This is a genomic window from Bacteroidales bacterium, from assembly GCA_021157585.1.
Taxonomy (GTDB): domain Bacteria; phylum Bacteroidota; class Bacteroidia; order Bacteroidales; family UBA12170; genus UBA12170.
Map to the genome: position 1 here is coordinate 1 of JAGGWH010000062.1, position 11,030 is coordinate 11,030.

Sequence of the window (11,030 nt, forward strand, 5' to 3'; positions counted from 1 at the left end):
GATGGTATTGCTGTTACAGGTAAAGCCAGCTCGCCTGTTTATATTCTTATCGAAGATGATAAAGTAAGAATTAAAAGTGCTCGTTCTTACTGGGGAATGGGAACGGACAGTTTTGATAAATTGCTTATTGAGAAATATGGTAAGCAATACCAAAGTTGTTATATCGGTCAAGGTGGTGAAAATGGAGTTCCTTATGCAAGTATAATAAATACTGCTGCTCGGGCTGCCGGAAGAGGAGGCGTAGGTGCTGTTATGGGCTCCAAGAATTTAAAAGCTATAGTTGTAAATGGTAATCAACAGCCCAATTTGGCAAAACATAAAATGTATTTGGAGCTTTTAGACAAAGCACGTACGGCTTTTCGTGAAGATAAAGAAGGTGTTGGATATTGGCGTTCGGGTGGAACAGCTAATGCTTTAGAAAGTTCCAGTAATAATGGAACTATGGCGGTAAGAAATTACCGTGAAGGGACTTTCAAAGAAATAGAAAAAATCAACACTAAAGCGGCACGTACTCAGATTTGGAAGCGCGATTTTGCTTGTTTTTCTTGTCAGCTTGCTTGTAAGAAAAGTGGTTTTGCAAAAGGAGCTTATGGCGGTGTTGTTCACGATGGTCCGGAATATGAAACAGGAACAATGATGGGCGCTAACCTTTTAATTTCTGATTTGGAAGGTCTTAATAAAATGATTTTTATTTGCGATGATTATGGAATAGATATCATTACTGTTGGTGGTGTTTTAGGCTTTTTAATGGAAGCTCGTGAAAAAGGTTTGATTGATCTTGAATTTTTAGATGGGATTGATTTAAGGTGGGGAGCTGTAGATGCATCCATAGAGATGATACATAAAATCGTTCGTAAAGAAGGCGTTGGAAAACTTGCTTCTCAGGGGGTAAAAGCTTTAGCAGCTCATATTGGTCAAGGTTCTGAGGAATTTGCTATTCATGTGAAAGGACACGAATTAGCCGCTTGGAATGTAAATACTCATGCTGAAAGGATGATGATAACTTATGGAACAGCAAATAGGGGTGCTTGTCATTTGAATGGATCAAATCCTAATCGTCAGAATTACGATGCTACTCAAGATTCTCTTGGAGCTTGTAGTTTTGCCGGAAGGTGGTATAAAGGAGAAATTTCCTACCGTCAATTTATTGAAGCTATTACTGGTGTTGAGCAAACAGATGAGGAGTTTAATCGCATTGGAGAGCGTATTTTTAATTTGGAGAAAATGTTTAACTATCGCGAAGGATTTAATCGTGATGATGATTGTTTGCCCGAACGCTTTTTTAAAGATGCTCATACCTACGGAAAAGGGAAAGGTATATTATCTACTCATGAGGATTTTGATAAATGGATAGAAGAATATTATGTTGATCGCGGATGGGATAAAAACAGCAGTAAACCAAGTCGAGAAAAATTAGTAGAATTAGGTCTGGAATTTACTTCTTGAAACCTTTTGTTATTCTTCTCCGCCAAAAGGCGGAGAAGAATCTCTTAGTTGTTATAAGTTATTTTAGAATAGTGTTTTCTTTTAAATCCAAGCCTAATGTTTTTCCTTTTTTTATGGCGGGGATTCCATCAATCATCCATTCCGGAGCAGCAGCTCCTTTTAGATAATAGTCAAAGAATTGTTTCATCCTAATGGTAAAATCCATTTGATTTGCACGTTTTTTTGTCAAATTATGTCCGGCATCATTATAATTTAATAACCAAGCGGGTTTATTTAATCGGCGCATAGCCACAAAAATTTCTATTCCTTGATACCAAGGCACAGCTCCATCTTTATCATCGTGACGAAACATAATTGGAGTATTAATTTTTGGCGCGTAAAATACGGGGGAATTCTCAATATAATGCAGAGGCTTTTCCCATAATGTTCCACCAATTCTACTTTGTGTTTCTTCGTATTGGAACATTCTACTCATTCCGCTTTGCCAGCGGATACCACCGTAAGCACTTGTCATATTAGAAACCGGAGCGCCCGAGTTAGCGGCTTTAAAAATATCTGTTTGTGTAACAATATACAGTGTTTGGTAACCGCCCCAACTTTGTCCCTGAATACCAATATTTTCTTTATCAACAAAACCTTTGGCAATAATGGATAATGTTCCGCTAACTACATGGTTATAGGCACTCATTCCGGGATAACCATCTTTATAATGAATATTAGGCATAAATACCAAATAGCCATTACTTACATAATGAATAGGATTTATTACAGATCGGCTTGGAGAGGGAGTATAATGATAAAATAAATTATCGGAATGTAAACGATAGAAATATACTATCATCGGATATTTCTTTTTAGGGTCAAAATTCTCAGGTTTATAAAGTAATCCCTCCACTTCTTTTCCATCGGTATTATTCCACTTTACCAATTCAACACTTCCCCAATTATATTCGTTTTGTTGAGGATTAGCTTCTGATAATTTCATTTCGTTTTTAAAATATAGAGTGCTCGACCAAAGGTTGTAATACTCTTTAATATTTCCTCTTCGCCAAATAATACGATTAGCTTTTTTTGCTTTAATGGGTGATAAATAACGATAGTTTCCCATAGTTAACTCCTCAACATTAGATGTTTTGAAATTAAGAGCGTAAAAGCCTCCTTGCTTAGTAGTTTTATTTTGTGCTCTGAGTATTATTGGAGTTTTGGTATCTATCCATTCTTGTTCAGGATCGAGTTTCAGATAACGAAGTTGTATATTGTTTTTTCTTCCAAAACCCTTGGTTAGATTACGTGTTTTTTCTTTTCCTGATGGATCGGCTATCCAAAGATCGAACTTATCGTAAAAGATTAAATTTTTATCGTTGGCTGTCCAGCCTGCTAAACCATAATCTCCCGGGTCTTGTGGATAATCGTCGGATTCGTCGTAAACAGGAACATTAATACCTTTTGTTAAACAAACGATATTTCCTCCTTTTGTTGGTTTTGCATACCAGCTGCTGTCTTCGTTAGCATACCAATATACATATTTGCCATTAGGCGATAAGCCAAAACGAGATTGAATTTCTTTAATTAGCAGGCTTTTGTCTCCGGTATTTACATCTACAGCATAAACATCGCGATAGCCGGGCATTTCCCACGACATTCTTTTTTTATAAGCTCTGTTATCTGTACCTAAAGCAATATTGGAATTACCTTTAAGCAGAGTACGAACTTCTTGCATTTCGGGAGAAGCCAACTGTATAAGTTTGTCTGTTTTTAAATGGTAAACACTTAAATATGTTCTTTTCTTTTCGCGAGAAAGCTGTGCAAGTTGTTGCGGTTGCAAAAGGGGATCTTGCCAGTGCCAAATATCGATAATTACTTTTTCTTCTGATAGAAGAGTATCTTTAATTTCTTTTTCGGGCTTTGCAGCAATACCAAAATATAGTTTTTCATCATCGCGAGAGAAATAAATTTTCCCGTTTTTACTTACTGTCCAATCGTTGGTAAATGCAATATTATTGGTATCTGCAATCATTTTTAGTGATTGCTGTTTAACAGAATAATTATGTAAGCGATAAAGTTTGTGTTTTGCGGTATCGATAGTGCTTAAAAATGCAAGATTATTTCCTTTGTTGTCAGCCGTAGGTTTGTTGATAATTCCTTGCAGTTTAAATACTTCTGCTGTTTTTTCTTTTTTTGTATCGAAAACAAATAGTTTAGATAGCGGCAGGCTGTCTCTTTCAAAAGTGCTAAATCCTATAAGTTTTCCATTCCGGGAAAGAGTATAATCTGCAACATTTTTAAACTCATACTTTGCTCCACTTACCGGATTCATTAGGGTTAGTATATTCGTCTTCGGATCGCTTTTAGGTGCTTTTTTCTTCTTTTTTGGTTTTTCCTTTTCTTCTTCTTTTTTAGTCGTGTCCTTTTTAGGCTTTTCAGCTTTTAGTAAAAAAGCCATCCAATTGCTTCCTTCTTTAGCAACTTCAACAGAAATTAGATTTGCATAGGATTCGAGTTTATCCATTTTAAGGTTTAGAATAAACAAGGAATCTTTTGGAAGGTCGTCTTTTTTCTTCTTTTTTAGTTTCAAATCGCGTACTTTTTTGTATTCGGCTTTCACTTTAAATACAATAAAATCTTCTGATTCAGGAAAAACGGCTTTGTATCCACGAGGAAAAACTTTTTCATTATTTCCATCAAAATCTTTAATAATAAGATTTCCGTCTCCGACTTGTGGATTAAGTTCGTAGCTAACAAAATTTCCGTTTGAAGAAATTATTGTAGACGAAACGCTTTTCCAGTCGTTATATATTTCCGGTGAGATTACTTTTTTATTTTGTGCTGTTAATAGTGTTTGGCTGATGAGTATAAAAGCCACAATAAGTACTGATTTTCGCATAGGTTTATGTTTTAATTTGGTTAACGGTAAGCTAAAATACAAATTTCTATGGATCAAACTTTAGTAGTCAGATTTTGGCTAAGTATTTGTTTGTGCATGCCCGTTAAAAATATTATCTTCGTAAAACAAAACAAACACATTATGAAACACAAACTAATTTTAATTCTGTTGATTGGTATTTTTACAATTGGCGGAAGTTATGCACAGAATAAAAAAAGAATAAAAAAAACAATTTTAAAAGGGCTCGTTTTAGATACTGAAAATAAACCTATAAAAGAGGTGTCTGTTTTTGTTGATGGAAAAAACTGCAAAATTTTAAGTGATGATGAAGGGCGTTTTGAACTTAAAATCAAGTCAAACGCTAAAACCATAACTCTTTTTACACCTATACAAGGAGCAACGGAAATTGCCTATGAAGGAGAGGAAGAAATGGTTTTTGTATTAAAGACAGTAAAAGACATTATTCAAAATGCAGTTGAGGAGGCAAAAGGCAAAGAAAATGACGTGACAAGAGCTGCTTATATTAAAGCACATAACCGGAATATTAATAATAGTAAGCGTAAAGCCAATAAAGATACCGCTAAAGATGTATATCACTATCGTAATATTTACGAGATGATTCAAGGCGAGGTTGCCGGTGTTACAGTTAGTGGCAGTACCGTCACTATTAGAGGTGTAAAATCTCTTACATTGAGTAATTCTCCAATTTTTGTTGTAAACGGAATGATAGTTAATAGTGTCGACGATATTTCTCCATCGCAAGTAAAATCCATATCAGTTTTAAAAGGAGGAGCATCTACCGCTATTTACGGTTCGCGTGGTGCTAATGGTGTTATTGTTATAACTCTTAAAACTGCCGTTGACGATTAATAAAATAAAAACACTTATTATGAAATACAAACTAATAATTTTATTATTTATTAGTGCCTTTATCGTTGAAGGTGTAAATGCTCAAAGTAAAAAGAAAAGTAAGAAAATAGTATTGAAAGCTTTAGTTGTTGATATGGAGAATAATCCCATACGGAATGCTACTGTTTTTGTTGATGGGAAAAAAACTAATATAAAAAGTGATGATGATGGTAGATTTCAATTAAAAGTAAAACGAGATGTAAAAACCATTACCGTTTTCACTCTTTTTAATGGAGTGGATGAGTTAGAATATAAAGGGCAAGAAAAAGTAAAATTTGTTTTATCCTCAGAAAATTTGGTACAAAAAAATCGTTTAAATACATCTGAAGAAGACGAAAGTGATTTAGTAAATGTTGGCTACGGAAATACTCATAAACGAAATTTAACTAATAGTGTTGGTGAGGTGGACAAAGAACAGTTGAAAAACGCTCATTTTTATTCCAACATTTACGATATGATTAAAGGTGAAGTCTCTGGTGTTGTTGTTAATGGTCAAAGTATAACAATTAGAGGAAAATCCTCTTTAACGCAAAGCAGCGAACCTCTTTATGTTGTTAATGGAAGTCCAGCTTATAGCATTTCTGATATTTCGCCTAACGATGTTAAGTCTATTTCTATACTAAAAGGAGCTTCTGCGGCTATTTACGGTTCGCGTGGAGCTAATGGTGTAATTGTAATTGTCCTTAAAACAGCTAACGATAGGTAACATTTAAATATTGCTAAACAAAAGAGCCGCCTTTCTTTTTTCAGAAGGGCGGCTCTTTTAATTCAAACTATTTTTTACTTCTTAATGATTTGGCGCATATAGACTTTATCCTCAATTTCTACCTTGATAAAATAGATTCCTGTTTTGTAAGTAGAGAAATCAATATTTAATCGTTTTAAGCCAGCCACTTCTTTCATTTCCATCATTTGCCCAACAAGATTATAAACCGAATATCGGAAGTCGCCAATACTCTCCATTGATAAATCCAGCGTTACCGAATTTTGGGTTGGGTTGGGATAAATATTGATGGTATGACTCTTACTTAAGTCAAGAGTTCCAACGTGAACTGTTGCAACAGAATATCTTCCGCCATAGTAACCCATATCGGCACGCCATGAACCTTGTCCTTCATCATAAGATAAAACAGCATCAAGAGAATCTGGATGTCCAGCATCAATTGCGGGAGAATACCCTAATAATGATGTTTCTAATCTGTAAATCATTCCAGTTGAACTTTCCAATAATGGATCTTCATCCAGGCAACCAATTCCAAAATGAGCTTTTTCCGAATCGCCTTCAATTATGGAATATGTTATAACAGGAGTTTTTCCTTCCACGTATAATTCAACTTTACTATTATCAAACATTATACTATTTATAACTTCTAACTCTGTGTTTTCGCCATAAGTGTGAAAAGTTCCGCCACCATTATCAATAGAAACATTATCTGCTGAAGTCATATTCACAACTTTGAGAAGAGAACCGGTAATATCCGCTGTAACTTCTATTGCACCACCCATTCCAGCAGTTTCATTTTTGGCTAACAAGATATTACTAATAGTAAGTGAAGAATTGTCCACAACAACAGCACCACCACCAGTGATTGAGTAATTATTAATAAACTGTAATTTGTGTAAATATGGATTTGAGTTTTTAATATACATAGCTCCACCGGCTGTTGTAATAGCTTCGCCAGTTTGTCCAAGTTCTTTTCCATTTAGTTCAAAGTAGCAATCCTCAATATGTGGGTTAGAATCTTCAATATACATTGCTCCACCATATCTTGCACTATTTGCATAAAATAATGAGTGTTTAACCTCCACATTATCAGAATTATAAATTGCAATTGCTCCGCCACCTTGATAAGTCATATCCATTTTATCTGCATAATCAAATCTACAATTTGCAATAATTGATGTGCCAACTTCAGAATCATTTAAGTTATTGAAAAGTATTCCCTTCCAATTTTCACCTTGGAATTTTATATAGTCTGTGTCAAGCTTAGTTACCCCTTCTCTTTCTGCCCCAATAGCTAACAAAACACCTTCAACTTTTATTTGATAAGGACCAGAAACAAGAACTTGCTTCACAACTTCAGAAATTATTAATGTATCGCCTTCCTGAATTAAAATATCTCCATCAATAGTTATTGTTTCGCAATCCCAAATGCCTGAAACTTCACCCGTAAAATGACAACCAGGAAGTATTGATTTATCCCACCAATTGTCTTCACCACCGTAAGCACCAATGTCGGAGAGTTTTGTTCCAAGACCTCCAGACTCGCAATTTAAAACAAGATCACTTATGTTTGGGTCGCCCATATCAATGGCTGGAGAGTTTGAAGTATTTCCACAAGCTGTGCTTTGAAGGTGATAATCATCATTAGCAGCATCGCGGAAAAGAGGAGCAATATTTTCAATATTTGTTGTTGCATCATCGCTACCAACATAATTACCTTGAATAATTGAATAGGTGTAAAGACCACCTGCTTGATAATTTAAATCACTTCCGTTATTATAAACAATACAATTATTAAGCTGTGGATCAATCTCGCCTCCTAAAACGCCACCCCAACCCGAAGAGTTAGTATTATCAGCAATAGTACAATTTGTAATATTGGCTGTATTTCGCGACCAAAATTTTATTCCCGTAGCACCGTTTTTGGCAATTACACAATTTTTTATTTCGGATGTAAAAATGGTTCCCCAGTTTTGAACTGTTTGGAAACGCAAACCATGTATGCTATTTCCAATAATTTCACAATTTACAATAGTTGATGGCGATTCAAGAAAAATTGCACCATCACCACCATTATTTTTTATACCTACATGTTCAATTTTAAAAGAAGAAAATTCTGCACGTATTCCATTTCCATTATAATTTGATATTTCACAATCTGTTATTTCAACTTCAGAATGTTCAGCGTTAATACCGTGGCCAGAATATTGAACAGGGTTTTCAAAGATTGAATTTTTAATTTTAACTTTAGAGCTATCAGCATAAAGGCCAAACGTACCATTCATATTTAGACTTTCAATATTTGCATCGGAGCTTAACAGAGTTATTGAACCCGCTCTAAGCATAGAAACATTTTTAATATTTCCAGAAGAATAAATTGAAGTAAAAACACCTCCTAAACTACCGGATTCATAACAATCAGACAGTTTAGTATTTGATACATTTACAGTTGATTTGTAAAAAATAAGACCTCCGCCAAAACGTCTATTAAATTGACTACTCGCTTCATCCAACCATCGTTCATAAGCATATTTAATATTACAATAATCTAATGTGGATGGAGTTTGTTCGTTTTCATCGGTAGAGTGAAACGTTATTCCATACCAGAATCCTTCGTAGTAGGGGTATGAAGTTGTTTCTTTAAGTGTATCAGAAGCAAAAGTGATGCTATAATTCTTTATTCCTTTGGCGATTAGAGTGCCGTAAACATCCATCTTATATTCACCTGTAAAGTAAACATATGTATTTGGTTTTATTTCTAAAGTTTCGTCTTGTGGAATTGTAATATCCCCAGTAACATAAACTGTGTCAACATCCCAATCACCAGAGACGTTACCCGAAACGTATTTGCTACTATAAGATCTAAAGTTAAGATAGCGAGCAAATCCAAGAGTTTCATATGTATCAAAAGCCACAACAAGTTTTTCATCATTTGGTCTTTTTATAAAAGAAAAAACACGGAGATAATCTGTTGTATCAGCAAGCTCTTCGCTGAAACGGGTTCTTCCTTCATATCCAAAAGTATTGTCTGTTGAACCATCCTCATTAAAGCGAGCTAAAAATATTATTTTTTCACGACTTTCTCCACGTAAACCATACTCTTCTCCGCCCCAAACTATTTTTCTATCAGGCATAAAATAGACTTCCTCTGACCGGTTAGAATTTACATCCTTTATTCCATCATTATCCCACGAAGCATCCAATTTACCTTCTGAATTTAGTTTTAGTATCAACGTATGTACTGTATTTCCAACTATTTCTAAAGCACAAATTATTTGCCCGTATGGATCAACATCAAACCCTTCAAGTTGAATAATATCATTCCCAATATTTAATGAATTACCGTCAGCAATATAAGAGCCTGAGTCGCCCCACTCACTATCAGCAATACCTTCTTTTGAGTATTTACTAACTGAAAATTCATTAGGAAACCCATAAAAGGCACGGGCAATATAGATGTTTTCATTAATATCTATTATTATTTTATCCCCAATTGGTGATTCAGTAATTCCTCCCACACCAAAATTAGAATCCAAAGTTCCATCGTTGTTATACTGCCTTAGTTCTGATTTATAGAAATTGGTTTCAGAGATAGCTCCACTGCGGTATTGAATACTAACCAAGTATTTATCATTTTTAGTTACTCTTATAGGTTTAATATACGCCCAACTATCAGCTTCAGTTTCTTCAATTAATAGTAAGAAGCCATTTTCTCCAAAATCAACATCGGCACTTCCGTCTCTATTTAATCTTAGAAGATAAATCTTATCACTATTATCCCCCTCGCTTCTACCAGTTAGAATAATTTTCCCATCAGATTGAACATCAATGCCACCAATTATGCTGAAATATGATCCCTTGTTTATAACAGCAACTCCATTTTCACCAAAAGATTCATCAAACGAACCATCTTCAAGATTTTTTATTAGGATACTACCGGTTTCATTATATGATAAAATTAAAGTAGAATTATCTGGCAGTAAAATTTGTTTTCCAATACTTCCCGACTCAACATCAGTCTTTATAATACCGCTAACTCCGTAGGTTCTATCAAGGGTGCCATCATCTTGTGCAGAAATGTTACTTGTTAAAAGCAATATAATTGCTAATAGATAAAAATTGATTTTACTTGTTTTCATTTTTTGCCTCCGTTAATTTTAATTGATTTTTATATTTTACGTGAGAATTTATACGCTTTTAAGTACAAAAAAAGTAATTACAATATGTAAATATAGCTTTTGTTGTGAAACAAAACCAATTACTTTGAATACGTTTGTAAAAAACAAGAAACCGTAATGTTTCAATTTAAATCCGTATCAACACCTTTTGTCCAATAAAACCCTACCAAATAATTTAGCAGGGTTTTACAAAAATTGGATTATTGAATTTATTCTACTTTTTCAGAATCATTGTCTTTGTTTCTACAAAATCGCCCAATTGTATTTGATAAAAATAGAAGCCAGAGGATGTTTTCCCAACCACAGAAGCAGGATCAAACTGAACCCTATGCTCACCTGCTGGCATTTCTTTATTAATCAATTCGGCTACTTGCTCCCCAAGAATATTATACACTTTTAAGCTTACTCTTTCTTTTCTAGGCAAACTAAACTCAATAGTTGTTTTCGTGCTGAATGGATTAGGGAAATTTTGAGACAAACCATAGCCATCTAAAATTTGAGACTCAAGATTTTCCGTTCCAACGTGAACAGTTGATAATCCACCGCCATAATAACCCATATCTGCACGTTCTGTACCCAATCCTTGATAACAATCAAGAACCAGATCTAAAGAATCAGGATGGCCAGCATCAATAGCTGGAGAAATCACGGTGTTTCCATCGCTGTAAGAACAGCTATTGTTTGAAAGTTTGTAATTTGATCCTGTTGCAAAATAAGGATTCTCATCCATACAGCCTAGTCCAAAATAAGACTCGGAAGATGCTGCATCAACAAGAGAATATGTAATACTTGGCACTCCTCCACCTAAATAAATCTCCGGCTTACTGCTTCCATAAAGTATGCTGTTGATAATGGTTGGATTGGAATCCGGATTTAAATAAAATGATCC

General features: G+C 34.6%; 6 protein-coding genes. 3 read left to right on the plus strand and 3 right to left on the minus strand.

What is annotated here, in order from left to right:
- On the plus strand, positions 1-1,446 hold a 1,446-nt coding region (locus J7K39_03990), incomplete at its 5' end, for a hypothetical protein (protein ID MCD6179045.1).
- A gap of 58 nt (positions 1,447-1,504) precedes the next feature.
- On the opposite strand, the gene J7K39_03995 is transcribed toward J7K39_03990, so the two are convergent.
- Positions 1,505-4,330 carry a S9 family peptidase gene (locus J7K39_03995; GenBank protein ID MCD6179046.1) on the minus strand — a complete coding sequence of 942 codons (2,826 nt, stop codon included), beginning with the start codon at positions 4,328-4,330 and terminating at the stop codon, positions 1,505-1,507.
- 141 nt (positions 4,331-4,471) lie between these two features.
- Between J7K39_03995 and J7K39_04000 the strand changes: the two genes are divergently transcribed.
- Together J7K39_04000 and J7K39_04005 are read left to right on the plus strand one after the other, a co-directional pair.
- Positions 4,472-5,200: a TonB-dependent receptor plug domain-containing protein gene (locus tag J7K39_04000; protein MCD6179047.1), complete on the plus strand. Its 729-nt coding sequence runs from the start codon at positions 4,472-4,474 to the stop codon at positions 5,198-5,200.
- A 19-nt stretch (positions 5,201-5,219) separates the two neighbouring features.
- Positions 5,220-5,945: a TonB-dependent receptor plug domain-containing protein gene (locus J7K39_04005; protein MCD6179048.1), complete on the plus strand. Its 726-nt coding sequence runs from the start codon at positions 5,220-5,222 to the stop codon at positions 5,943-5,945.
- Between the two features lie 74 nt (positions 5,946-6,019).
- Here J7K39_04005 and J7K39_04010 read toward each other — a convergent pair whose 3' ends face one another.
- Together J7K39_04010 and J7K39_04015 are read right to left on the minus strand one after the other, a co-directional pair.
- Positions 6,020-10,102, minus strand: coding sequence for a right-handed parallel beta-helix repeat-containing protein (locus J7K39_04010; protein MCD6179049.1), 4,083 nt, complete (start codon positions 10,100-10,102; stop codon positions 6,020-6,022).
- Positions 10,103-10,355: 253 nt separating this feature from the next.
- Positions 10,356-11,030: T9SS type A sorting domain-containing protein (locus tag J7K39_04015; protein ID MCD6179050.1), on the minus strand; the 675-nt coding region annotated here is incomplete at its 5' end.

Bases quoted from the DNA above. Each gene is read 5' to 3' on its own strand.
- J7K39_04005 (MCD6179048.1), top strand. From the start codon at position 5,220: ATGAAATACAAACTAATAATTTTATTATTTATTAGTGCCTTTATCGTT.
- J7K39_04010 (MCD6179049.1), bottom strand. From the start codon at position 10,102: ATGAAAACAAGTAAAATCAATTTTTATCTATTAGCAATTATATTGCTT.
- J7K39_03995 (MCD6179046.1), bottom strand. From the start codon at position 4,330: ATGCGAAAATCAGTACTTATTGTGGCTTTTATACTCATCAGCCAAACA.
- J7K39_04000 (MCD6179047.1), top strand. From the start codon at position 4,472: ATGAAACACAAACTAATTTTAATTCTGTTGATTGGTATTTTTACAATT.